This window comes from Dorea sp. YH-dor226 (assembly GCF_039832105.1).
Taxonomy (GTDB): Bacteria; Bacillota; Clostridia; order Lachnospirales; family Lachnospiraceae; genus Dorea_A.
In genome coordinates this window covers 15,254-38,160 of record NZ_JBDOHS010000022.1, presented here as the reverse complement: position 1 = coordinate 38,160, position 22,907 = coordinate 15,254, and the positions used below count along the sequence as shown (strand labels likewise).

Sequence of the window (22,907 nt, the reverse complement as noted above, 5' to 3'; positions counted from 1 at the left end):
CCGGCGACTGTCTAACAGGAAAAGTGTAAGACTAAATGCTGCATTTGTGGAAGTGGAAATAGATGTAAGACTAAAATCCACTTTCCCTCCTTCAAAGTGGAAATAAACTTTTCACTTCAGTAAATAAGAAAAATATGAAAAATGTAAAATTTGGGGTTGACTTTTTGGGAAAAGCAGGTATAATAATATTTGTTCGCTGAACAAACCACAAACCAATGCGGATTGGTGTAATGGCAGCACAGCAGACTCTGACTCTGTTAGTAGAGGTTCGAGTCCTCTATCCGTAGTTCCTTGGCAGGGGCGCCGGATGCTTTTTGGAAAAGTGTCCGGTTATCTAATATCGGAGTGTGGCTCAGCTTGGTAGAGCGCTACGTTCGGGACGTAGAGGCCGCGTGTTCGAATCACGTCACTCCGACTGGAACTAATGAATACCACAAAGCTTGTAATACAGGTTTTGTGGTATTTTTATATAATAGGAAATTTCATTAGAATTCCCCTGTTACATAAAACGTACTTCGTGCAGTGATGCGCAGCTCGCGGGCAGAAAAATGTTGCTACACAAATAAGTCTAACGCTGCTAACGAATTTTAAGAATGCGCTAACTCGTACATATTTTTTATATCAGCAGGAAGGTTATCTGGAATGATTGTATTAAGGCGTTCTTCATTACCGTCAGAAATAGCCTGTTCGTAATACCAACATTTGAATTCAATCATAGCCATATTTTTTTCAAGCTCTTGAAGTTGTTCTTCAAGGGCTTTCTTTCTGTCTTCAAAGAGTTTTTTGCGTTTAGAATAAGTAGAAGGACCTTCTGCACACCAGTTCATAAACTGTTTGATATCCTTGATTTCCATTCCGGTCTTCTTGAGACACTCAATCACTCTGAGAGCTTCTATTTCGGATTCTGAAAATTTGCGAATACCGGAAGAACGTGCCATATTTGGAAAAAGTCCTTCTTTGTCGTAGTATCTGAGTGTTGAAATAGGTAAATTAAACATTTTTGAAATCTGACCGATTGTGTACATAAAAACATCTCCCTGAAAAATTCAAAAATTACTTGACCTAAAGTCAGGTTTAGGTACTAGCATATAATTAAAATAACAAAGAAATGACATGGTGTAAAGTGAAAGGAGAAAATGATGTTAGGAAATTTTACTTATTGCAATCCAACAAAGCTGTATTTTGGAGGGGATTCTCTTGCAAACCTAAATACAGAGCTTAGAAAATATGAACAGAATACAGTGCTTATATATGGTGGAGGTTCTATCAAAAAAAATGGAATTTACGATGAAGTTATGTCTATCCTCAAAGAGGAGGAAAAGAATGTCGCGGAGATTGCAGGTGTAATGCCAAATCCAACGGTTGAGAAACTGTATGAAGGTGTAGAGATAGCAAGAAACCATAAAGCAGATTTTATCCTTGCAGTTGGTGGTGGCTCTGTATGTGATTATGCTAAAGCAGTTTCCGTATCTGTTCATTGCGACGAAGACCCATGGGAAAAGTATTATCTGAAATTTGAGGAGCCTTCGTGTGAGGTCATTCCGGTAGGCTGTGTATTGACAATGGTTGGTACCGGCTCTGAGATGAACACAGGAGCGGTAATTACCAATCATGATGCAAAACTGAAGATCGGTCATGTTTTTGCTGATGAGAAGATCATGCCTAAGTTTTCCATTTTGAATCCGAAATATACACTGACACTTCCTCATTATCAGATGATTTCGGGAATATATGATATCTTTAATCATATATGCGAACAGTATTTTTCAGGGGAAGATGATAATACAAGTGATTATATCAGTGAAGGACTGATGAGGTCTGTAATACATTCAAGTCGTATCGCTAATAGGAATCCACAGGATTATGAGGCAAGGAGCAATATCATGTGGTCTGCAACCTGGGCACTCAACACATTGGTTGCCAAGGCAAAGTCAACAGACTGGATGGTACATATGCTTGGACAGTCTGTGGGAGCATGTACGGATGCTACACATGGTATGACGCTTTCTGCAGTTTCATTGCCATATTATAAGCATATTATGCCTTACGGCCTTGCGAAGTTTGTGCGGTTTGCAAAGAATGTTTGGAATGTTGATACTACCGGAAAGTCGGATGAACAGGTTGCATCTGATGGTCTTCAGGCAATGGAAAACTGGATGAAGGAATTGGGACTTGTAATGAATATTACTGAACTTGGAGCAACAGAGGACATGATTCCGGATCTTGTGAAGGCTACGATAGTTATGCCTGGTGGTTATAAGGTGCTTAATGCAGATGAGATTGAACAGATTTTCAGAGAGAGCTTCTAAGAAAATCTTGCATGCCAGCAGACTGGTAATTGTGTAATTAAGGATGATGTGACCAAGATAATGGATAATGTAAGAGTATTCTGATAAGTATGTAGAGGCAGCCGCATAAAACAGCATTTATGCGGCTGCCTCAAAAATTAAGCAATATAAGCTTTTAAGAGAGCAAGTGTATTCTTCACACCGTCTGTATGAGAACGTTCATAGTTGTGAGATGCATATACACCCGGTCCGATAAGTCCGTGACGGATATCGTATCCGCTCTTGAGCGTTGCTTCTACATCAGAGCAGTAATGAGGATAAATATCGATTGCAAAGTCGATGTTATTGGCTTTTGCTGCTTCGATGAGTGCGCTTGTCACATCGTAGTTGTACGGACCACCGGAATCCTTTGCACAGATAGAAACCTGACGTTCTGTACAGTCAAGGTCTGCGCCGACGCAGCCCATATCTACAGATAACATTTCTTTGGTATCTTCAGGAATGAAACATCCGCCGTGGCTGACTTCTTCGTATACGGTGAAGAGAAGAGAAACCTTACGCTTTAACTGAAGACTTTCTTCTTTCACCATCTTGGCAAGTCCGAGAAGGATGGCAGCAGAAAGCTTATCATCCAGGAAGCGGCTTTTGATGTAACCACTTGCGGTTACAGTCGTGCGAGGGTCCATTGCAATAATATCTCCAACCTGAATTCCAAGTGCTTTTGTAGCTTCTTTTGTGTCTACATTTTCATCCAGAAGAATTTCCATATTCGCTTCTTTTTGTTCTACTTTTTCATCGGCAACGTGAACAGACGGTTCTGTGTTGAGCACAACGCCTGTATATACTTTCCCGTCGCGGGTGTGAATGGTGCAGTTTTCGCCGTCACAGGTGGTCCACAGATGGCCGCCGAGTGTGGTCGGGCGGAGACGTCCGTTCTCCTTGATGGAGCGTACCATCGCCCCGAGTGTATCGAGATGTGCTGCTAAGAGCAGGGGATTTCCCTCGCCGCCGAGTGTGACATGCACATTTCCCTTGTTGGAAAAATATGGTTCGTACCCCATATCAGTCAACACTTTGTGAACATGAGCCGTAACTTCTTTTGTATAGCCGGAAGGGCTGGGAATAGAAGTAAGCGACTTTAATTCCTCCGTTATAAAGTTGATGTAAGTATTCATAAAAACCTCCCTAAAAATAACATATCCGTTATTAGTTTACTGTTTTTAAGTGAAAAACACAACAATATCTGCAAAAAATATGTACAAAAAAGGTGCAAAAAATATGTACAAAAAATATGTACAAAAAAGGCGACTTGTCCGTATGGATGAGTCGATTTTTTTAGGCAATTGTGCCTGAATTGTCCAAAAATCAGACAGAAACGGGATGAATGTCTATTGAGACTATGGAAAATGTAAATTAGAATGACGAAAAAGAAAGAACAGAGAAATCAAAAAAGAGAGGTGAATACATTGAAAAAACTTCGCATGGCAAGGGATGGATATATTTTAATATCTTTCATTTTTTATATTAGTGGAATCATTTATATGGTTATGTCTTCCCTGTCTCCTTTGGCAGTCTGCATATGCAGCGGTATTATCCTGATCCTGTATGGAATTGTAAAGATTATAGGATATTGTTCTAATGATCTGTATAATCTGGCTTTTCAGTATGATTTTGCATGTGGCGTGTTTCTGATCGTTGTGGGAATCATTACTCTTGGCTGCAATTTGCGTATACGTAAATATCTGACACCTGCCCTGGGACTTTTAATTTTGCTGGATGCGGTTTTGAAACTTCAGACAGCTAAAGATGCAAAGGTATTTGGATTGAGAACATGGAACAGGATTTTGATATTTTCTATCATAGCAGGAATTTTTGGCGTGCTTATTATTATAAAACCGTTTCAGAGTATGCAGACCACACATATCGTAAATGGCTGTGGGCTGCTGGCAGAAGGTATTATGAATCATCTGACGGTAAAAGAAACTGTCAAATTATCGAATATAAGTGTTCAGCCACATGCAAATGAGAACGATGCAAATGAGTAAATAAATGTACAAAACAAGGAGGAAATTATCATGGATGTATCAACAACAATTAAAAAATTAGGTTTGGAGCAGGCATTTAACTATCTGTACAAGGATCCTGAAAAGAATCTGCTTAAGCTGATGGATTGGGCAGACAAATTTGCAGGGAAAGAATTTGTACCACAACGGAGAACAGTTCGTGAGGCAATGACGAATCCGGAGCATCCGTATTATGGATATATTCGCCATATTATACAGGATATCGATCCGCATGTTATGAAGACGACTGCTGTAAATTTCTTTATTAACGCTGCTTTAGTCGGATGGCCGAAGCAGAATGAATGCCGCGAGAAGTATGGATGTAATATTCCATGGACAATTCTTCTGGATCCTACCAGTGCCTGCAATCTGCATTGTACCGGGTGTTGGGCGGCCGAATATGGCAATAAACTGAACCTTACGTATGATGAGATTGACAATATTATTGAACAGGGCAAGGAATTAGGCGTTTATATGTACATATACACAGGAGGGGAACCACTGGTACGTAAGAAAGATCTGATTAAACTTTGTGAAAAGCATTCCGACTGTGTATTTCTGTGCTTTACCAACGGAACATTGATTGATGAAGCGTTTGCGGATGAAATGCTCCGGGTTGGAAATTTTGTTCCGGCAATTTCATTGGAAGGATTTGAAGAAGCAACGGATCTGCGGCGAGGGGATGGCGTATTTAAAAAAGCAACGGCAGCTATGAATCTTTTGAGGGAGAAAAAGTTATTCTATGGAATCTCAGCATGTTATACCAGTGCAAATTTTGCATCTATTACATCAGAGGAATTCTTTGACAGTCTGATTGAGCTTGGCGCTTATTTTATCTGGTATTTCCATTATATGCCGGTTGGAAATGATGCATCCCCGGAACTTATGCCAACGCCGGAACAGAGAACGGAAACCTATCATCGGATTCGCCGTTATCGTGCTGAGAAACCATTGTTTGCAATGGATTTTCAGAATGATGCAGAATATGTAGGCGGCTGTATTGCAGGAGGACGCCGTTACTTCCATATCAATGCCAATGGAGATATTGATCCATGCGTATTCATCCACTATTCAGACTCTAATATCAGAGAGAAGACAATCCTGGAGGCGCTGCAGTCACCGATGATGATGGCATACCATGATAACCAGCCGTTCAATGAGAATATGCTGCGTCCATGTCCGATGCTTGAAAATCCAGAGAAATTAAGGAGCATGGTTGCAGGAACAGAAGCACATTCAACAGATCTTCAGTCCCCGGAAACGGCCGATCATCTATGTGCCAAATGTGACAGATATGCGGAGAGTTGGAAACCGGTTGCGGATGAATTATGGAAAGAGAACAGAGCAAACAAGGGAAAAGCAGATTAAGAGGAGATACCGAATGAGAACTGCAATTGTAACGGATAGTAACAGTGGTATTTTTGAGGAAGAAGGACGTAAACTTGGAGTCTATGTAATTTCGATGCCCGTTATTATAGAGGGAGAAACTTATTTTGAAGGATATGGATTGTCTCATGAAGTGTTTTATCAATGGCTTTTGGAACATAAAGAACTATCTACTTCACAGCCATCACCAGGGGATATCATGGAAATGTGGGAACATATATTATTTGCCGGATATGATGAAATTGTGTATATTCCAATGTCCAGTGGACTAAGCAGCTTCTGTCAGACAGCTCAACTTCTGGCAAGAGAATATGATGGTAAAGTGCAGGTGGTGGATAATCATCAGATTTCCGTAACGCAAAGACATTCTGTACAGGACGCTCTTAGTCTGGCAGAGCAGGGATATTCGGCAAAGGAGATTAAGAGAAAACTGGAACAGGCAGCTTATGAATCCATTATTTTGGTCGGGGTAGAAACGCTGGAATACTTAAAAAAAGGCGGACGTGTAACTCCGGCAGGAGCGGCAATGGGAGAATTGCTGAATATTAAACCGCTTTTGATTATTGAAGGGGAACGTCTGGATGCTTATGCAAAAGTGAGAGGCACGAAAAACTGTAAAAAACGTTTGCTTCGGGAGATGAAGAAAAGGGCTGATGAGTTCCATGAGCGAGGCGATGAAATTAGGGTAGGAGTTGCTGGGAGTTTTGTGGAACAAAAGGATCATCAGGAGTGGATGGACATGGCAAAGGAGATCTTCGAAGGAGAAGAGTTCAATTATGATCCGCTGACATTTAGTATCGGATGTCATGTGGGACCGGGAGCTTTTGGAATGGGAATCAGTAAAAAGTTATAGAAAGGGCAGTGAAAAAGTGAAGAATAAAATAGCACAGATTGTCCGTATTATAACAGTTCCTCCTGTATTGATACTTTTTATGTTACTTATATTGTCTGGAACATTTGGGGAAATGTTCGCTTCAGTGAGTGAACTGATTATGGCAGTTGTTTTTTTATCGCTTGTACCTGCCTGTGCATATCCTATGGCGAAACTCAGGAAAAATGCAGAGGAAAATTCACGGGAAACGCAGAGGAATATGGCGTTTATCCTGAATCTTGGCGGGTATTTGATTGCATTTCTGGCAGGAAAGATAATGCATTGTTCTGAGATGTTGATGTGTGTGCTGTTCTCTTATCTGCTGGCTGTATTGATTTTAACTTTTTTGAATAAGATTTGTAAAATACGGGCAAGCGGACATGCATGCAGTTGCACACTCCCATATTTATTTTTATCCTACTGGCTGAATGGGGTTACCATACTGATCTGCATGATTCTTTATGGTATTGAATTTTGGGCATCGGTACAATTGAAGCGACATACTGTATCAGAATTCCTGGCAGGAAGTATCACTGCTTTTGTTGTATTTGGAATTACTGCATTATATTTGGGCTTTTTTTAGTGCAAATAGTTTCAGCAGATCTTAAAATAGCTTGTTTGCCTGAACCATGAAGCAATTCTGTAATGCGGATGAAGCTTTTTTCGAGATCGTAGTTTAGACCACTGTCAAGCCAGTCAAGATAAACTCCAACCAGAGCACATTTGTAAAAGCGAATGAAAAGAGCTCTGTCTTCCGGTGGAAGAGAGAGATTGGCAGTAGCAGTGTCAATATATTTTGTTACCATATGCAGTGCCAGTTCATTTAAAGATATTAAAAAAACTTCACGCTGAAGAGAACGATAAATATGAAGCACAGCTTTTTTGTGTTTTAAGGTGTTCTGAATAAGGGGCGTAATACAGTCAATAGGGGAACCAAAATTGCAATAGGTCTGAATGATAGACTCATGTTCGCTTTTGATACTGTTTTTCAGAAGTTCCGGGATATCATGAAAATGATAATAAAATGTATTACGGTTCAGATGGCAACGGTCAACGACATCTTTTACAGTGATTTTATTGTAGGGCTTTTCTTCTAACAATTGCCAGAAAGCGTCTATAATAATATTTTTTGTATGGTTCATCTTATCAGCTCACTTTGGTCTATTCTTAGCCATAGTATAACATAAAAAATTAAGTTTTACAAAATTCGTTCCAAGAACAACAGGTATGCTCATGTAAATTTTATTGTTTATATGTAACAATTTGACTTTTAATTTGTGAAAAATTTTAGAAAAAAGACAGAAAAATTTTATGGTTTTGTCCCTAAAGTGCTTGCAAAAGACATGTTAATTGTAGTATTATAGTATGAATAAATTCTTTTTATTTAAACAAAAAATAAAATGGAAGGAAAGGAAGTGAACTTATGGAATTACAGATTCAAGACTTAGTTTCGTCAATTCGAAAAGAAGGAATTGATGTGGCTAATGCAGAAGCAGAAGTAATCATTTCGGAAGCTAAGAAAAAAGCAGAAGCAATTGTTGCAGATGCCAAAGCTGAAGTGAAGAGTATTCAGGAAACTTCAGAGAAGGAAATCGGTATTCTTAAAGAAAGTGCTGCAATCAGTGCGGAGCAGGCAAAAAGAGATGCTATGCTTGCATTTAAAACTGAGGTGGAAGCTGAATTTGAGAAAATCCTTTCTGCGAAGATTAAAGATACCCTTTCAGATGCCGCACTTGGAAAATTAATCCAGGCTGTTGTGGTTGGAGAAGATGTACAGAATTATTCGGTTGAAGTTTCAGAAGTGAATGATGCACTCAAAGCAGAGCTTGCAGAAGAAATTAAGAATGGTCTTGAGATCAGACCTACAAAAGGCGTTCAGGCAGGATTCCGTCTGGCGGCGAAAGATGGTTCGGGTTATTTTGACTGTTCGGATGAAGAGATCATGCAGATGCTGATGCCATATTTCAGAAATCTTGATTTCTAGCAGGAGGTGTCTATGGCTTCATATTATTACTTGATATCAAGCCTGCCGGATCTGAGAACAGACGGAGAGATGCCGATCACTTATGATGAGTTTCTCGGTATGTGTCAGTCAAATGTAAGCGAATCAAAATATAAGTTCCTGGAGAATCTTACTCTTTCGTCAGAAGAGGGACCGCTTGTAAAAGAGTGGGCTGCATTTTATAAGAATCTTACGAGGGAACTTAATTATCAGAGAAGTATGAATCTGGGAAGACCTTATCTGACATCCTACGACAAGGATTCTGTCATGGCACAGGTGGCGGGAACCGCACTGGCTGCGAAGAATCCGCTGGAAGCAGAGAAAATCTTGCTGGATTATGAATTTGAAAATCTTGATTCATTGGTAGGCCTGCATACTTTTGATGATGTTTATTTATTCGGGTATGCTATTAAACTAAAATTGCTTGAGCGCCAGAGCTGTTTCGTTCAGAAAAAAGGACAACAGGAATTCAAACGTCTTTTTGATCAGGTACAGCAGCGCGTATATAGCTTATAACGGGAGAGAATTGATGGAAACAGTAACAGGATATGTAACTGGTATTAACGGAAACCTGGCAAATGTCAGCTTTGATGGTTCAGTTCATAAAAATGAAGTTGCTTACATCCTTGTTGATGGAAAACGTCTCAAAGGAGAGGTTATCCGAATCAACAATGGGATTGCAAGCATGCAGATCTACGAGATGTCCAACGGCATTAAGGTCGGAGACGCTGTAGAGTTTACCGGCGAACTGATGAGTGTTGAACTTGGCCCAGGTCTTCTGACCCAGGTATTTGACGGTCTTCAGAATCCATTACCGGATCTGGCTGAACAGTGCGGCTTCTTCCTTGAGAGAGGTGTATATCTTGATCCTATTCCGGATAGAGAATGGGAGTTTACACCATCTGTGAAGGTGGGAGATTCTGTGGAAGCGGGAGATTCTATCGGTAGTGTTCCTGAAGGATTATTTACACATGAAATTATGGTTCCATTCACACTGAAAGGTCGTGACTGGACGGTTAAATCAATTAAAGAAAAAGGCTCTTATCATGTAAGAGCGACAATTTGCGTAATTGTAAACAGTAAAGGTGAGGAGAAAGAACTCAGCATGGTGATCACACAGCCGGTTAAACAGGCAGTGAAATGCTATGAGGAGAGACTTCGTCCGGACGAACCTCTGGTAACAAAGATTCGTTGTATTGACGCTTTTCTTCCTGTAGCAAAGGGTGGAACATTCTGTGTTCCGGGACCTTTCGGAGCAGGAAAAACAGTTCTTCAGCATATGGAGGCTAAAAACGGTGAAGCTGACATCGTTATCGTAGCAGCGTGTGGAGAGCGTGCAGGTGAGGTCGTAGAGATCTTAAAAGAGTTCCCTGAACTGGAAGATCCGAAGACAGGCAGATCCCTGATGGAAAGAACCATCATTATCTGTAACACTTCTTCCATGCCGGTAGCAGCCAGAGAGGCTTCCTGCTACACTGCTGTTACACTTGCCGAGTATTACAGACAGATGGGACTGGATGTCCTTCTTCTTGCAGACTCTACAAGCCGTTGGGCGCAGGCAATGCGTGAGATGTCAGGACGTCTGGAAGAGATTCCTGGTGAAGAGGCATTCCCTGCTTATCTTGAGTCAACAATTGCTTCTTTCTATGAGAGAGCCGGTAAAGTAAGACTTAAGAATGGTAAGATTGCATCTGTAACGATTGGTGGTACGGTATCTCCTGCAGGAGGTAACTTTGAAGAACCTGTAACGCAGGCAACTCTGAAGGTAGTGGGAGCATTCCATGGACTTTCAAGAGAACGTTCTGATGCGCGTAAATACCCTGCAATTCATCCGATGGATTCATGGTCCAAGTATTCAGGTGTTGTAGATATGGGACGTATCGAAGAAGCACGTGCGATTCTCAGAAGAGGAAATGAGATCAACCAGATGATGAAGGTAGTAGGTGAGGAAGGAACATCTGCGGAAGATTATACCATCTATCAGAAGGGTGAACTTCTCGACTCTGTATACCTTCAGCAGAACTCATTTGATCCGATCGATGCGGCTTGTTCTCCGGAGAGACAGAGAGAAGAGTTCGATGTGCTGTATGATGCATTAATGAAGTCCTATGACCTGGAGGACAAGAAAGAAATCCGAGGCTTCTTCAATCAGTTGAGACAGGAGTTCCTTGACTGGCACGGTACCCAGTTCCAGACACCGGAGTACTACGAGCAGGGAAAGAAAATTTCAGAATTCTACATGTCGAAAGCAGTTGAGTAGGAGGTCCTAAAGTGCAGAAAGTATATACAAAAATTGAATCAATCGTCGGTAACGTAGTTACTGTCAGAGCCAAGGATGTCAGACTTGGTGACCTTGCTCTCGTAGGTGACAGTTATGCGACAGTTATTAAACTTGATAAAGATGTGGTATCTCTTCAGGTATTTGCAGGTGCACAGGGTATAGGAACCAATGATCCGATCCGTTTCCTCGGAAGACCGATGATGGTTTCCTTCTCAGAACATTTGCTTGGACGTGTGTTTGACGGAGCCGGAGTTCCGAGAGATAACGGTCCGGCACTTACTGAAAACATGATTCCGATAGGCGGACCTTCGTTTAACCCTGCAAAACGTATCTTGCCAAAGAACATGATCCGTACAGGTATTCCTATGATCGATGTGTTCAATACACTTGTAGAGAGCCAGAAGCTTCCGATTTTCTCTATTTCAGGTGAGCCATACAATGCTTTGCTTTCCCGTATCGCACTTCAGGCAGAAGTAGACGTTATCGTTCTCGGTGGTATGGGACTGAAATATGATGATTATCTTGCGTTCCGAGACACTCTTGAAAAGGGTGGTGCGATGAGCCATACGGTTATGTTTATTCATACTGCAGCCGATCCGACTGTAGAGTGTACACTCGTACCGGATATGGCACTTGCTGTTGCTGAGCAGTTTGCCCTTGCGGGAAAGAAAGTACTCGTTCTTCTTACTGATATGACAAACTTTGCAGATGCACAGAAGGAAATGGCAATTACTATGGAACAGGTACCTTCTAACCGAGGCTATCCGGGAGATCTGTACAGCTGTCTTGCATCTCGCTATGAGAAGGCAGTTGATATCGAGGGCGCCGGATCCATCACGATCCTTGGTGTTACAACTATGCCTGGTGATGACGTAACACATCCGGTACCGGATAATACAGGTTATATTACAGAAGGTCAGTATTATTTAAAGAACGGACACATTGAGCCATTTGGATCACTTTCACGTTTGAAACAGAACGTAAATGGTAAGACAAGAGATGACCATCGTGCTCTCATGGACGGTATGATCCGTCTTTACTCTCAGTACAAGGAAGCACTGGAAAAGAAATCCATGGGATTCCTTATGACAGAATGGGATGAGAAACTTCTGAAGTACGGTGAGCTTTTCGAAACAAAATTAATGGATCTTGGTGTTAATATTCCACTTGAAGATGCACTTGATCTTGGCTGGCAGATTCTTGCAGAATGCTTTGAACCAAACGAAACCGGTTTGAAGACGAGTCTTCTGAAAGAAAGATGGCCGAATAAGGATGCATTAAACTAAAAGGAGTAGTTAATGGCTATCAAACTTACAAAAAATGAGCAGAAAGTGCAGAAAGATCGCCTGAAACAGTATCAGCGTTATCTTCCGACTCTGCAGCTTAAGAAACAGCAGCTGCAGTCAGTCATCATGAAGACAAAGACTGAACTGGAACAGAAGGAAGTCGAACGTGCTCAGATGATTGGAGATCTGGATGACTGGGTTGCTGTATTTGCGGAGAATGAAATCTTCGAAGAGAGCAAAAAGCTTGATCATCTGGTACAGCCGGATACCGTTATCTGTAAGAATGAGAACATCGCGGGTGTTACAGTTCCGACATTTCAGGAGCTGACATTCAAAGACATTAACTATGATGTTGACGACTATCCTTTGTGGGTTGATACTGCAATCATAAAACTCCGTGAGATTGCACGTCTGGATGCGCTGGTGTCAGTGCTTCGCAAGCAGGAAGCACTTCTTGAGAAAGAATTACGTTCTACTTCTCAGAGAGTGAACCTGTTTGAGAAGGTAAAGATTCCGGAGGCAAAGGAAAATATCCGGGTAATCGGTGTATTTCTTGGAGATCAACAGACAGCGGCAGTTGTTCGCGGAAAAATATCAAAGAAAAAACTTGTGGAGGCGGCACAATGATAGAGAAAATGAAAATGGTCTACATCGTGTCATCTGTCTCCAAAAAAGACGAGATGCTCGATGGACTTCGAAATCTCGGAGTTCTGCATCTGTCAGAGAAAAAGAGTCCACAGCGTGCGGTGTCAGAAAGATTTACCAGTCTTTCAAAAACGGCTTCCGCATTGACGGACTATGCACCGGATAAGAAATCCAAAAAGAAAGAAGAGGTTCCGATTCTTTCGGATGCTCAGTTTGAGGAAATGTATCAGGGTGTTCTGGCAGCAATGGATAAAAAATCAGCGCTTGTTCAGGATATAAGTGCTGCCAATGCAGAAATCGAACGTATCAAAGCCTGGGGTGAGTTTCATCCGGGTGATTTAAAACCATTAAAAGAAGCAGGGTATGATCTTCATTTTTACCGTCTGGGAAAGAATGAGTATGCGAAGGTGGTAGAGGATCCGGATATCAGGGTCATTCGCCTCGTATCAATAGATAAGATGGATACCGTTGCTGTGATTGGAATCTTGCCGGCAACCATTCCGGCAGCTGAGTTTACTATCCCGGAGAAGGGAATCGGTGAACTGAAAAAAGAAATTGAAAGCAAACAGCAGGAAGTTGCTGCGTGTGAGGAGATCTTTAAGAAGGCTGCTGTGTATGATTCCAGTTTTCAGGTTCAGATGCTCAAAGCTCAGAATGCGGAGAATTATTCTTCGGCAAGCGAGACTGCAGAAAATGATGATGATTTCGTCTGGATATCAGGGTATATTCCTGAGGCAGAGATGGATAGATTTAAAGATGCAGCCAGAGAAAATCAATGGGCATGGGCGCAGGAAGATGTAGCTGAAGACGATTTACAGATTCCGACAAAAGTGAAATACGGAAAAGTATCCGGACTGATGAAGCCGGTGTTTGATATTCTGGGAATTCTCCCGGGATACAGAGAATCAGATATTTCGCTTTGGTTCTTCCTGTTTTTTATACTGTTCTTTGCAATGATCATCGGTGACGCCGGCTACGGTGTCTTAATCCTGATCGGAACCATTGCATATGCAGCGAAATCAAAGAAATTTAACAATGCAGTTTATTTGTTATTGGTACTTTCTGTTGGAACAATTGTGTGGGGAGCGATTACCGGTACGTGGTTTGGTATGGAAAAGGCCATGGAAGTCCCGATTCTGAAGGCGATGGTAATTCCTGGTTTTGCCAACTATCCGGAGTGTTTTGGCGTTACAGCTCTTGCACAGCAGAATAACATTATGAAGTTCTCGTTCTCCATCGGGGCAATTCAGATGGCACTCGGAAGTCTGATCTCTATCAAGAAGAAGCTTGGAGAGAAAGACTTAAGCTGGGTGGCAGACCTGGGATGGCTCGTGGCAGTTGTTGCAATGTATTTATTATCACTTTACTTGGTAATCGGAGAGAAGATTAATATTAAACCGGTATTTGCACTGATTGGTGTTGCGTTTGTTCTGGTTGTACTCTTTGGAGGAATGGCACCGGATCGGACAATTGCGCAGGGAATCAAAGCAGGATGTGCGGATGCGTTTACCGTATTCCTGAATACGATCAGCTGTTTTGGTAATGTAATGAGTTACATCCGTTTGTTTGCGGTAGGTATGGCAGGACTTGCCATTTCCCAGAGCTTTAACGGAATTGCGGCTGGTTTTCACGGACCTCTTATGATTCTTGGCGTAGTGGTAGTATTAATCGGACATGGACTTAATATTGTTATGTGTTTCCTGTCTGTCGTAGTACATGGCGTCAGACTGAACGTTCTGGAGTTCTCAGGACAGGCCGGCGTAGAGTGGAAAGGCATTGCATATGAACCATTTAAAGTAAACGATAAGATAGAAAAATAGTTTTTAGAAAGATAAAGGAGAATAATTATGAATTTAGCATTTGTTGGAATGGCAGCTGCACTTGGTCTGTCCGCTTCTGGATCAGCATTCGGTGCAGGATTTGCCGGAATGGCATCAGTTGGAGCATGGAAAAAGTGTTATGCAAGTGGAAAACCAGCATCATTCATTATGGTTGCATTCTCTGGTGCACCTCTTACACAGACAATCTACGGATTCCTTCTTATGAACTTTATTAAATCTGCAGTAGCAGGCGGAGCAGATCCGGCTCTTGCTTTCGGAGTTGGTGTCTTTGGAGGTCTTGCAATTGGTCTTTCCGGATTGTTCCAGGGAAAATGTGCGGCAGCAGCTGCAGATGCATTGGGAGCAACAGGAAAAGGTACGGCAAACTACTTCATCGTAGTAGGTATTATCGAGACAGTTGCGCTCTTCACGTTGGTATTCAGCTTATTGCTGTTAGGCTAAGAGCAGATTTAAAAAAGCAGGTTAATGATCTAAAACAAAATGCGAAAACGGTCACACGATTTGTGTGGCCGTTTTTTCAATTGAAAATATGTGGTGAACTGGTGGATATTTAAAAGAGAGCGCAGGTTGGTATTCTAGGATTTTATACAAAAATATACTGGTAAATTTACATATAATATGATATTCTTTACTAAAGCATTATATTTCTGACTTTTCTAAGCGGAAGCGCATCTGATATCATCAAAAATATCTATTAAGAAATCTCAATGCTTTCAATCCAATCAAACAGCAAAGGGGTTTCTTATAAAAGATAGTATGGATTTTCATAAGAGCCCTTAACAAAGAAAAGGAGGGCTTTTCATGAAAGAAGTAAAAAAAGTACCTGTAAAACGCACGTATAGAGCAAGTTTATTCGAAATGATATTCAGAAACAAAAAAGAATTATTAGAGCTTTATAATGCTGTTAATGGAACAAAGTATACAGATCCGGATCAGCTGGAGGTCAATACTTTGAAGAATGTTATTTATATGTCTATGTATAATGATGTTTCATTCATTATTGATTCCAGATTGTCTCTATATGAGCATCAGTCCACCTATAACCCGAATCTTCCACTTCGGTTTCTGTTTTACATATCAGATTTATATTCTGTTATCACGAAAGACCGTAACCTCTATGGTGAGAAAAAAGTAATGCTTCCAACGCCGAATTTCTTGATACTTTTTAATGGCAGTAAAAATCTCCCTGAGAGAATGGAATTGAATTTGTCGGATTTATATGAAATTCCGGATCTGGAACCATCGCTGGAACTTAAGGCGGTTATGTTGAATATCAATCCGGGAAAGAATGAAGCCTTGAAAGAAGCATGTAAGACCTTAAAGGATTATACGGAATACACCTGGAGAGTAAGTCAATATGCGGAGACAATGCCATTGGAAGATGCGGTAGAACAGGCAATTGGAGAATGTATACAAGAAGGAATTCTGAAAGAATTTCTGTCAAAGAACAGAGCGGAGGCGAAGTCAGTGAGTATTTATGAGTATGATGAAGCGAGGCATATGAGGCAGACAAGAGAAGAAGGAAGAGAAGAAGGAAGAGAAGAAGGAAGAGAAGAAGGAAGAGAAGAAGGAAGAGAAGAAGGAAGAGAAGAAGGAAGAGAAGAAGAACGACTACGTATTAATAGTATGATTCAGAAGCTCGTTGCTCAAAATCGTGTTGAGGATATAATAAAAGCAGCAGAAAATCAGGAATTTCAAAATAAGCTCTTGAGAGAATTTAACATTGTCTAGCAAGAATTCCCCCTCCTCTTAGGTGGTTGGGATGAAACACAAAGATAGAACATATGTTCTTGGAGTGGGTGAGCATTGTGGTATAATATACTCAGTCGATAAGAAAGGAAGTCTTTTGTTATGCGAAAGTTAGACCATAATGCTCATTCAGCTTTTCTGCTGTATTATCATCTTGTTTTGGTTGTAAAATACCGACGAGACGTCTTTGATGATACTGTTTCTGACCGCGCTAGGGAAATATTTTCTTATATCGCACCCAGGTATGGGATTGAGGTGGATGAGTGGAATCATGACGGTGATCATATCCACGCGATGTTCCGGGCTCAGCCAAAGAGTGAACTCAGAAAGTTTATTAATGCGTATAAGAGTGCCAGCAGCAGACTCCTTAAGAAAGAATTCCCGGAGATTCGAAAGAAGCTGTGGAAAGAAACTTTCTGGAGTCAGAGCTTTTGCTTGATAACAGCCGGTGGAGCACCGATTGAAGTGATCAGGGAGTACATTGAAACACAGGGTGAGAAAGATGGGAAAGAATAATAAAGCATTCCAATTCCGAATTTATCCAACAAAAGAACAGAAAGAGCTGTTTGCGAAGACATTCGGGTGTTGTAGATTCATCTACAACCAGATGCTTTCGGACAAGATGGAAGAATATAAGAAGACCGGTAAGATGTTGAAGACTACACCGGCTGCATATAAAAAAGAATTCCCGTGGCTGAAGGAAGTAGATTCTCTTGCTCTTGCGAATGTGCAGCTCCATCTGGAGCGGGCATACAGAAACTTCTTTGAACGTCCGGAGATCGGCTTTCCGAAATTCAAGTCAAAGCATCACAGCAGGGATGCATATACTACGAATCTGGTGAATGGGAATATTCGGCTTTTTGAAAAAGGGATCAAACTTCCAAAGGCTGGTGTTGTAAAGGCGAAGCTCCACAGACAGATTCCGGAAGGGTTCCGGATGAAGGCTGTGACAGTCATAAGGAAACCTTCAGGAAAGTACTTTGTCAGTATACTTTTTGAATACTATGCGGATGAAAACCAAGTCCGGGGCAGAGAAGAAAGAGAACGGAAGGTTATCGGTATCGATTATGCGATGCATGGGCTGGCGGTATTTTCCGATGGAAGTAAATGCGAACATCCGGATTACTACAGAAAGTCTGAAAAACGGCTGAGCAGGGAGCAGAGAAAGTTGTCACGTTGTAAGCTTGGAAGTTTGAATTACCAGAAACAGAAGAAAAAGGTGGCACTCTGCCATGAGAAGGTCAAAAACCAGAAAAGAGACTTCCATCATAAGTTGAGTCGAAAACTGGCAGATGAGTATGATGTGGTTGCCGTCGAAGATCTGAACATGAAGGCGATGAGCAGGTGTCTGAATTTTGGGAAGAGTGTTGCGGACAACGGTTATGGGATGCTGCTGAACATGCTCAGTTATAAGCTGGAAGATCGTGGAGGAAAGCTTGTAAAGGTGGACAGGTTCTTTCCATCCAGCAAAAGCTGCAGTCAGTGTGGAAAGGTCAAACAGGTATTACCGTTGTCAGAGAGAGTATATCGATGTGAGTGTGGTTACACGAACGACAGGGACGTGAATGCAGCGATCAATATTCGGGACGAAGCATTACGTCTGCTCTCTGCATAAAATATGTCTGTATCCAGACTGAATATATGTCCATAACTGGACAAAATATAATTGTTATGCCCGTTTCCGGGCTAAAATCGAACCGCCGGGCAGGCGGGGATAGCTTATTGATACTTGCCCCATCAGGGGCATTGAGTAAGAAGCCCCCACTTCAAACAAAGTTAAGTGGTGGGAGCATGTCACTTTATAGTGCATAAGACAATCAATATCAAAGAGGCACATAGAATGAGATAAAAGGACATTTGCCTTATTCTTTATTTATGCTATAATGAGAAAGGAAAATGTTTTAAGCAATTTTGGAGGTATAAGATGGCAAGAAAACAAACAAAAAAAACCACAGCCAAGAAAAGTACAGCGGCAAAGAAAAGTACCCGGAAAGTTGATACAAAGCCGATAACAGCCGTTGAAGAAGAGAAAGTTGCTGAAGCGGCAGAAGAGGTTAAGGCAGAAGAGGTTAAGGCGAAAGCAGAGGAGCCTGTAATAGAAGAAGTTGTAAAAGAAGAAACTGTGATGGAAGCAGCAGCAGAAGAGGCAGTAGCAGAAGAGGCAGTAGCAGAAGAGGCAGTAGCAGAAGAGGCAGTAGCAGAAGAGGCAGTAGCAGAAGAGGCTGCACCGGAAGAAGCGGTTTGTGAGGAATATATGACACCAAGAAGAAGTATTGCATTTATTGGTTCAGAGTGTTATCCATTTGTAAAAACCGGTGGTCTTGGAGATGTTATGTATGCGCTTCCGAAGGCGCTGGTCAAACAGAATTGTGATGTGAGAGTCATTCTTCCACGTTATAAATGTATTCCATGGAAGTATCAGGAAAAGATGATCTACAGAGGTGCTTTTGATATGGATCTTTGTGCAGACGGCAGATCTTATTATGTAGGTATCATGGAATATGTCTGGGATGGTGTTGTATATGACTTTATTGATAATGAGGAATTTTTCAGCAGTGGTAATCCATATACCAATCTGATCGATGATATTCCGAAATATTGCTATTTTGCCAAAGCAGCACTGGCAGCCTTGAATTATATGGACTGGATTCCGGATATTATTCACTGTCATGACTGGCAGGCGGCTCTGGTACCGGTGTATTTGAGAACATTGTTTGAAAATACAAAGCTGACGTCTGCAAAGACAATTTTTACAATCCACAATCTTCGTTTCCAGGGAATTTATAATATTCCGACGATTCGTTATTGGTCAGGACTTCCGGAGTATGTGTTCAACAAAGACGCACTGAAGGTAAGCTACAATGATGCCAATATGTTAAAAGGTGGACTGACATATTCCAATGTCATTACGACAGTCAGTCATACATATGCCGGAGAGATTCAGACGCCGTATTATGGTGAGACTCTGGATGCTCATTTGAGATATCATTCCGGAAAACTGAGAGGTATCGTCAACGGTATCGATTATGATATCTGGAATACTGCTACAGATGCCAGATTATATGAGAATTATGACATTACAAATGTAGTGGAAAAGAAGAAAGAAAATAAACGGAAACTTCAGGAAGAGCTTGGAATGGTTCAGGATGAGAATAAGTTTGTCATTGGACTGGTTTCCAGACTGACAGACCAGAAGGGACTGGATCTGGTAAATGCAATTCTTCCGCAGATTATGGACGAGCATACACAGGTTGTTGTACTTGGTACCGGAGATGATGTCTACGAGAATTCATTCCGTTATTATGAAAATGCTTATAAAGGAAATGTATGTTCCAATATTATGTATGATGAGACAAGAGCTCATAAGATCTATGCCGGAGCAGATGCGTTCCTGGTACCATCCCAGTTTGAACCATGTGGACTGACACAGTTGATTGCCATGCATTATGGTACTGTGCCGATCGTTCGCGAGACGGGTGGATTAAAGGATACGGTAGAGCCATATAATATGTATACGAATACCGGTAATGGATTTACCTTTGACCGCTATGAATCCGGACTTTTGCTGGATGCGATCAACCGGGCAAAAACAGTATATTTCACAGATCGTGTGCATTGGGATGAAATGGTTCGAAGAGACATGGAGAAGAATTTCTCCTGGGAGAATGCTGCAAAACAGTACAAAGATCTGTACCTGGAACTGACCTGGTAAATCAGAGTTAAAAGAACAGGGATTGATGTAAAAAATACTATTCTGAAAATACAACACCCGCAAGAAAAGCTGAGGTAAGCGAGTAGCGTCGAAGCGTTCTTGCGGGTGTTGTACGTTTTAAATGCAGTATATCTTTTTTGCGACTTACTTTACATAATAAATGTAGTTTTCTTTTCTTGGTTTATTCTCTGGCAATGGTTCTTCTGCGTAGCCAAGAATGCAGTGTCCGATACCTTCATAGTCGCCTTCAACGCCCCATTTTTTCAGAAGTGATTTTCCTTCCTCCGATTCAAACTCTTCTTTTGCTCGGTGAATCCAGCAGCTTCCGATTCCAAGAGCGTGTGCAGCGTTCATAAGATTTCCTATAACGAGAGAACCATCGTAGAGATAGGTAGGACGGTTTTTGTCGGCCAGTACGACCAGTACAATCGGAGCTCCGTAAAATGGATCTGTATCCGTGCCCATAATAGTGGCATTCATACGGGAAAGCTTATCACGCGTTTCTTTGTCTGTTACAGCTACAATGACAGGTGACTGCATGCCCCGGCCAGATGCGGCACAGGTGCCGGCTTTTAAGATCTGTTCCAGATATTCCTCAGGAATCATGTCTGGTTTATAGCTGCGGATACTCCGCCGGGTTACCATAGTTTGAATAGTTTCGTTCATTGAGATTCCTTCTTTCCTGCTGATATTGATTGACGACAGTATAGCATAGATGAGAGGGAAATACAAATCAGATATTTTCCGGGCTAAAATGGAATCATTTATTGACTTTTTATATGAAAGATGATACAAATGTACTATGTGAATAACGAGACTTGATAGAGGTGCGGGTTTCAAGAGTATTTTTTCTGCAACAGTTTTGGGAAGACTGCAGAAGAAAAAAAGGGGAAGCCGCCGAAGGATCGGCACATCCCATGTGCGGGTTCTGGGACGCAGCAGAAGATACTGCGGACTGTCACAACAGTGGAGCGCTATCAGAGTTGTCATTAGTATATTAACATTTCGATAATTCTGCCATGAGCGCGCCTGTGTGGTGTTGTTCATGGCATATTTCATTTTTTATATTATTATAGGAAAAGAGAGGATATTTACTATGAGAGGAAAGAAAAAAGCAGTCTGGGGTATACTTGCTTTCATGTGTACCTTGGTATTCAGTTGTATGACTGTATTTGCAGCAGACGAAGCTGCTGAATATGTTCCGAATATGTGGGCGTCCTTCTGGTCACTGGTACCACCGATCGTAGCGATCGTTCTGGCATTGATCACAAAAGAAGTATACAGCTCTCTGTTTATCGGAATCCTGATCGGAGGAATTTTTTACTCTAATTTTTCGTTTGAGCTGACGGTAACGCATGTATTTCAGGATGGTATTGTCGGAGTTCTGACGGACAGCTATAACATGGGAATTCTGGTATTCCTTGTTATTCTCGGAATCATGGTGTGCATGATGAATAAAGCCGGCGGTTCTGCAGCATTTGGCCGCTGGGCGAGCGTACATATCAAAAGCCGTGTTGGTGCACAGCTGGCAACCATCCTTCTGGGTGTGCTGATCTTTATTGATGATTATTTTAACTGTCTGACGGTAGGAAGTGTTATGAGACCGGTGACAGATAAGCATAATGTATCAAGAGCAAAACTGTCATATCTGATCGATGCGACGGCGGCTCCGGTATGTATTATTGCGCCGATTTCCTCCTGGGCGGCAGCAGTTACCGGATTTGTAGAAGGAGAAGATGGATTCTCTATCTTCATTCGTGCGATCCCATATAACTATTATGCAATATTAACTATAGTCATGATGCTTACGATCGTAATTCTGAAGATGGATTACGGCCCGATGAAGCTGCATGAGACCAATGCGATGGCAGGAGATTTATATACGACTCCGGATCGCCCGTATGCCAATGCGGAAGAAGATGTGGATGAAAGCAAGGGTGGCGTGATCGATCTGATCTTCCCGGTAGTTGTACTGATTGTCTGCTGTGTGATTGGAATGATCTACACAGGAGGTTTCTTTGGTGGAACAGGTTTTGTAGAAGCTTTTTCCGGAAGTGACGCTTCTGTCGGACTGATGCTTGGAAGCTTCTTTGCATTTGTAATCACGATCGTGTTCTACGCAGTGCGCAAAGTACTGAAGTTTTCAGAATCTATGTCCTGTATCCCGGATGGATTCAAAGCAATGGTTCCTGCGATTCTGATTCTGACATTTGCATGGACATTAAAAGCGATGACAGACAGCCTTGGAGCAAAAGAGTATGTGGCAGGTGTGGTACAGAATGCGGCAGGCGGCCTTATGAGTCTGCTTCCGGCGATTATCTTCCTGGTAGGATGCTTCCTTGCATTTGCGACAGGTACTTCCTGGGGAACTTTCGGTATTCTGATTCCGATCGTTGTTGCAGTATTCCAGGGAACCAATGAGACCATGATGATTATCTCCATCTCTGCCTGTATGGCAGGTGCAGTGTGTGGTGACCATTGTTCGCCGATTTCGGATACGACGATCATGGCTTCAGCCGGAGGTCAGTGCAACCATGTGAATCATGTTACGACGCAGCTCCCGTATGCGATCACTGCGGCGGCAGTTTCCTGCGTGACATATATCATTGCGGGATTTGTACAGAATGTATTTGTCTGCCTTCCGATTGGTATTGTATTGATGGTTGGTACACTTCTGGTAATCAAAAAAATGACTGCAGAAAAATAGAGAATATAAGCTTTTGAAGCGACAGCGTATTGCTGTCGCTTTTTGCGTGCAGAATAGGAAGAAAGGTGATATAATA

The 22,907-nt window shown here is 41.8% G+C and carries 21 protein-coding genes, 2 tRNA genes and 1 riboswitch; of the genes, 19 read left to right on the top strand and 4 right to left on the bottom strand.

What is annotated here, in order from left to right; translation table 11 throughout:
• The first annotated feature begins 216 nt into the window (after nucleotides 1-216).
• Together ABE547_RS13600 and ABE547_RS13595 are read left to right on the top strand one after the other, a co-directional pair.
• Nucleotides 217-287: transfer RNA gene (locus ABE547_RS13600), tRNA-Gln, on the top strand.
• 54 nt (nucleotides 288-341) lie between these two features.
• Nucleotides 342-415, top strand: a tRNA-Pro gene (locus ABE547_RS13595).
• A gap of 172 nt (nucleotides 416-587) precedes the next feature.
• Here ABE547_RS13595 and ABE547_RS13590 read toward each other — a convergent pair.
• Nucleotides 588-1,025: a MerR family transcriptional regulator gene (locus ABE547_RS13590; protein ID WP_347379262.1), complete on the bottom strand. Its 438-nt coding sequence runs from the start codon at nucleotides 1,023-1,025 to the stop codon at nucleotides 588-590.
• Between the two features lie 114 nt (nucleotides 1,026-1,139).
• On the opposite strand from ABE547_RS13590, the gene ABE547_RS13585 reads away from it, so the two are divergent.
• Nucleotides 1,140-2,309 carry an iron-containing alcohol dehydrogenase gene (locus ABE547_RS13585; protein ID WP_347379265.1) on the top strand — a complete coding sequence of 390 codons (1,170 nt, stop codon included), beginning with the start codon at nucleotides 1,140-1,142 and terminating at the stop codon, nucleotides 2,307-2,309.
• A gap of 137 nt (nucleotides 2,310-2,446) precedes the next feature.
• Here ABE547_RS13585 and ABE547_RS13580 read toward each other — a convergent pair whose 3' ends face one another.
• Nucleotides 2,447-3,463, bottom strand: a complete 1,017-nt coding sequence (locus ABE547_RS13580) for a M42 family metallopeptidase (protein ID WP_347379261.1) — start codon at nucleotides 3,461-3,463, stop codon at nucleotides 2,447-2,449.
• A gap of 243 nt (nucleotides 3,464-3,706) precedes the next feature.
• On the opposite strand from ABE547_RS13580, the gene ABE547_RS13575 reads away from it, so the two are divergent.
• The 4 genes from ABE547_RS13575 to ABE547_RS13560 all read left to right on the top strand — a co-directional run bounded on the left by ABE547_RS13575 (nucleotide 3,707) and on the right by ABE547_RS13560 (nucleotide 7,191).
• Nucleotides 3,707-4,333 (top strand): DUF308 domain-containing protein, encoded by a 627-nt coding sequence (locus ABE547_RS13575; protein ID WP_347379260.1) that lies wholly within the window; start codon nucleotides 3,707-3,709, stop codon nucleotides 4,331-4,333.
• Nucleotides 4,334-4,363: 30 nt separating this feature from the next.
• Entirely contained in the window at nucleotides 4,364-5,719 is a 1,356-nt protein-coding gene (locus ABE547_RS13570; protein ID WP_347379259.1) for a radical SAM protein, read from the top strand.
• Between the two features lie 13 nt (nucleotides 5,720-5,732).
• The gene (locus ABE547_RS13565; RefSeq protein WP_347379258.1) at nucleotides 5,733-6,590 is read left to right on the top strand and encodes a DegV family protein; all 858 of its coding nucleotides are present in this window, start codon (nucleotides 5,733-5,735) and stop codon (nucleotides 6,588-6,590) included.
• A gap of 124 nt (nucleotides 6,591-6,714) precedes the next feature.
• Nucleotides 6,715-7,191: a hypothetical protein gene (locus ABE547_RS13560; protein ID WP_347379257.1), complete on the top strand. Its 477-nt coding sequence runs from the start codon at nucleotides 6,715-6,717 to the stop codon at nucleotides 7,189-7,191.
• On the opposite strand, the gene ABE547_RS13555 is transcribed toward ABE547_RS13560, so the two are convergent.
• Entirely contained in the window at nucleotides 7,163-7,750 is a 588-nt protein-coding gene (locus tag ABE547_RS13555; RefSeq protein ID WP_347379256.1) for a TetR/AcrR family transcriptional regulator, read from the bottom strand. The two genes, ABE547_RS13560 and ABE547_RS13555, sit on opposite strands and share 29 nt — an antisense overlap.
• A gap of 281 nt (nucleotides 7,751-8,031) precedes the next feature.
• On the opposite strand from ABE547_RS13555, the gene ABE547_RS13550 reads away from it, so the two are divergent.
• The 11 genes from ABE547_RS13550 to ABE547_RS13500 all read left to right on the top strand — a co-directional run bounded on the left by ABE547_RS13550 (nucleotide 8,032) and on the right by ABE547_RS13500 (nucleotide 20,124).
• Nucleotides 8,032-8,592, top strand: a complete 561-nt coding sequence (locus ABE547_RS13550; protein ID WP_347379255.1) for a hypothetical protein — start codon at nucleotides 8,032-8,034, stop codon at nucleotides 8,590-8,592.
• A 12-nt stretch (nucleotides 8,593-8,604) separates the two neighbouring features.
• Nucleotides 8,605-9,126: a hypothetical protein gene (locus ABE547_RS13545; protein ID WP_347379254.1), complete on the top strand. Its 522-nt coding sequence runs from the start codon at nucleotides 8,605-8,607 to the stop codon at nucleotides 9,124-9,126.
• A 13-nt stretch (nucleotides 9,127-9,139) separates the two neighbouring features.
• Nucleotides 9,140-10,870: a V-type ATP synthase subunit A gene (locus ABE547_RS13540; RefSeq protein WP_347379253.1), complete on the top strand. Its 1,731-nt coding sequence runs from the start codon at nucleotides 9,140-9,142 to the stop codon at nucleotides 10,868-10,870.
• 11 nt (nucleotides 10,871-10,881) lie between these two features.
• Nucleotides 10,882-12,177: a V-type ATP synthase subunit B gene (locus tag ABE547_RS13535; RefSeq protein ID WP_347379252.1), complete on the top strand. Its 1,296-nt coding sequence runs from the start codon at nucleotides 10,882-10,884 to the stop codon at nucleotides 12,175-12,177.
• Nucleotides 12,178-12,189: 12 nt separating this feature from the next.
• Entirely contained in the window at nucleotides 12,190-12,804 is a 615-nt protein-coding gene (locus ABE547_RS13530) for a V-type ATP synthase subunit D (RefSeq protein WP_235248926.1), read from the top strand.
• Entirely contained in the window at nucleotides 12,801-14,642 is a 1,842-nt protein-coding gene (locus ABE547_RS13525; protein ID WP_347379251.1) for a hypothetical protein, read from the top strand. The genes ABE547_RS13530 and ABE547_RS13525 overlap by 4 nt, the downstream gene beginning before the upstream one ends.
• Before the next feature lie 27 nt (nucleotides 14,643-14,669).
• Complete coding sequence (locus ABE547_RS13520; protein WP_347379250.1) at nucleotides 14,670-15,104, top strand: V-type ATP synthase subunit K; 435 nt, start codon at nucleotides 14,670-14,672, stop codon at nucleotides 15,102-15,104.
• Nucleotides 15,105-15,464: 360 nt separating this feature from the next.
• The gene (locus ABE547_RS13515) at nucleotides 15,465-16,394 is read left to right on the top strand and encodes a hypothetical protein (protein WP_347379249.1); all 930 of its coding nucleotides are present in this window, start codon (nucleotides 15,465-15,467) and stop codon (nucleotides 16,392-16,394) included.
• Nucleotides 16,395-16,514: 120 nt separating this feature from the next.
• Nucleotides 16,515-16,928, top strand: a complete 414-nt coding sequence (gene tnpA, locus ABE547_RS13510; RefSeq protein WP_347379248.1) for an IS200/IS605 family transposase — start codon at nucleotides 16,515-16,517, stop codon at nucleotides 16,926-16,928.
• A complete protein-coding gene (locus tag ABE547_RS13505; protein ID WP_347379247.1) occupies nucleotides 16,915-18,027 on the top strand; it encodes an RNA-guided endonuclease TnpB family protein in 1,113 nt (370 codons plus the stop codon). Before tnpA ends, ABE547_RS13505 begins: the two co-directional genes overlap by 14 nt.
• A 639-nt stretch (nucleotides 18,028-18,666) precedes the next feature.
• On the top strand, nucleotides 18,667-20,124 hold the full coding sequence (locus ABE547_RS13500) for a glycogen/starch synthase (RefSeq protein WP_347379264.1): 1,458 nt from the start codon (nucleotides 18,667-18,669) through the stop codon (nucleotides 20,122-20,124).
• Between the two features lie 144 nt (nucleotides 20,125-20,268).
• On the opposite strand, the gene ABE547_RS13495 is transcribed toward ABE547_RS13500, so the two are convergent.
• Nucleotides 20,269-20,790, bottom strand: coding sequence for a nitroreductase (locus ABE547_RS13495; protein ID WP_347379246.1), 522 nt, complete (start codon nucleotides 20,788-20,790; stop codon nucleotides 20,269-20,271).
• 148 nt (nucleotides 20,791-20,938) lie between these two features.
• Nucleotides 20,939-21,109, top strand: a riboswitch (Lysine riboswitch).
• A 111-nt stretch (nucleotides 21,110-21,220) separates the two neighbouring features.
• Here ABE547_RS13495 and ABE547_RS13490 point away from each other — a divergent pair.
• Complete coding sequence (locus tag ABE547_RS13490; protein ID WP_347379245.1) at nucleotides 21,221-22,831, top strand: Na+/H+ antiporter NhaC family protein; 1,611 nt, start codon at nucleotides 21,221-21,223, stop codon at nucleotides 22,829-22,831.
• Nucleotides 22,832-22,907 lie beyond the last annotated feature (76 nt).

What these genes read in the sequence shown, in the direction of transcription:
- ABE547_RS13570 (WP_347379259.1), top strand. Translation starts at nt 4,364, where the DNA reads ATGGATGTATCAACAACAATTAAAAAATTAGGTTTGGAGCAGGCATTT.
- ABE547_RS13545 (WP_347379254.1), top strand. Translation starts at nt 8,605, where the DNA reads ATGGCTTCATATTATTACTTGATATCAAGCCTGCCGGATCTGAGAACA.
- ABE547_RS13505 (WP_347379247.1), top strand. Translation starts at nt 16,915, where the DNA reads ATGGGAAAGAATAATAAAGCATTCCAATTCCGAATTTATCCAACAAAA.
- ABE547_RS13515 (WP_347379249.1), top strand. Translation starts at nt 15,465, where the DNA reads ATGAAAGAAGTAAAAAAAGTACCTGTAAAACGCACGTATAGAGCAAGT.
- ABE547_RS13500 (WP_347379264.1), top strand. Translation starts at nt 18,667, where the DNA reads ATGACACCAAGAAGAAGTATTGCATTTATTGGTTCAGAGTGTTATCCA.
- ABE547_RS13520 (WP_347379250.1), top strand. Translation starts at nt 14,670, where the DNA reads ATGAATTTAGCATTTGTTGGAATGGCAGCTGCACTTGGTCTGTCCGCT.
- ABE547_RS13530 (WP_235248926.1), top strand. Translation starts at nt 12,190, where the DNA reads ATGGCTATCAAACTTACAAAAAATGAGCAGAAAGTGCAGAAAGATCGC.
- ABE547_RS13490 (WP_347379245.1), top strand. Translation starts at nt 21,221, where the DNA reads ATGAGAGGAAAGAAAAAAGCAGTCTGGGGTATACTTGCTTTCATGTGT.
- ABE547_RS13585 (WP_347379265.1), top strand. Translation starts at nt 1,140, where the DNA reads ATGTTAGGAAATTTTACTTATTGCAATCCAACAAAGCTGTATTTTGGA.
- ABE547_RS13550 (WP_347379255.1), top strand. Translation starts at nt 8,032, where the DNA reads ATGGAATTACAGATTCAAGACTTAGTTTCGTCAATTCGAAAAGAAGGA.
- tnpA (WP_347379248.1), top strand. Translation starts at nt 16,515, where the DNA reads ATGCGAAAGTTAGACCATAATGCTCATTCAGCTTTTCTGCTGTATTAT.
- ABE547_RS13565 (WP_347379258.1), top strand. Translation starts at nt 5,733, where the DNA reads ATGAGAACTGCAATTGTAACGGATAGTAACAGTGGTATTTTTGAGGAA.
- ABE547_RS13555 (WP_347379256.1), bottom strand. Translation starts at nt 7,750, where the DNA reads ATGAACCATACAAAAAATATTATTATAGACGCTTTCTGGCAATTGTTA.
- ABE547_RS13575 (WP_347379260.1), top strand. Translation starts at nt 3,707, where the DNA reads ATGACGAAAAAGAAAGAACAGAGAAATCAAAAAAGAGAGGTGAATACA.
- ABE547_RS13540 (WP_347379253.1), top strand. Translation starts at nt 9,140, where the DNA reads ATGGAAACAGTAACAGGATATGTAACTGGTATTAACGGAAACCTGGCA.
- ABE547_RS13525 (WP_347379251.1), top strand. Translation starts at nt 12,801, where the DNA reads ATGATAGAGAAAATGAAAATGGTCTACATCGTGTCATCTGTCTCCAAA.
- ABE547_RS13580 (WP_347379261.1), bottom strand. Translation starts at nt 3,463, where the DNA reads ATGAATACTTACATCAACTTTATAACGGAGGAATTAAAGTCGCTTACT.
- ABE547_RS13590 (WP_347379262.1), bottom strand. Translation starts at nt 1,025, where the DNA reads ATGTACACAATCGGTCAGATTTCAAAAATGTTTAATTTACCTATTTCA.
- ABE547_RS13495 (WP_347379246.1), bottom strand. Translation starts at nt 20,790, where the DNA reads ATGAACGAAACTATTCAAACTATGGTAACCCGGCGGAGTATCCGCAGC.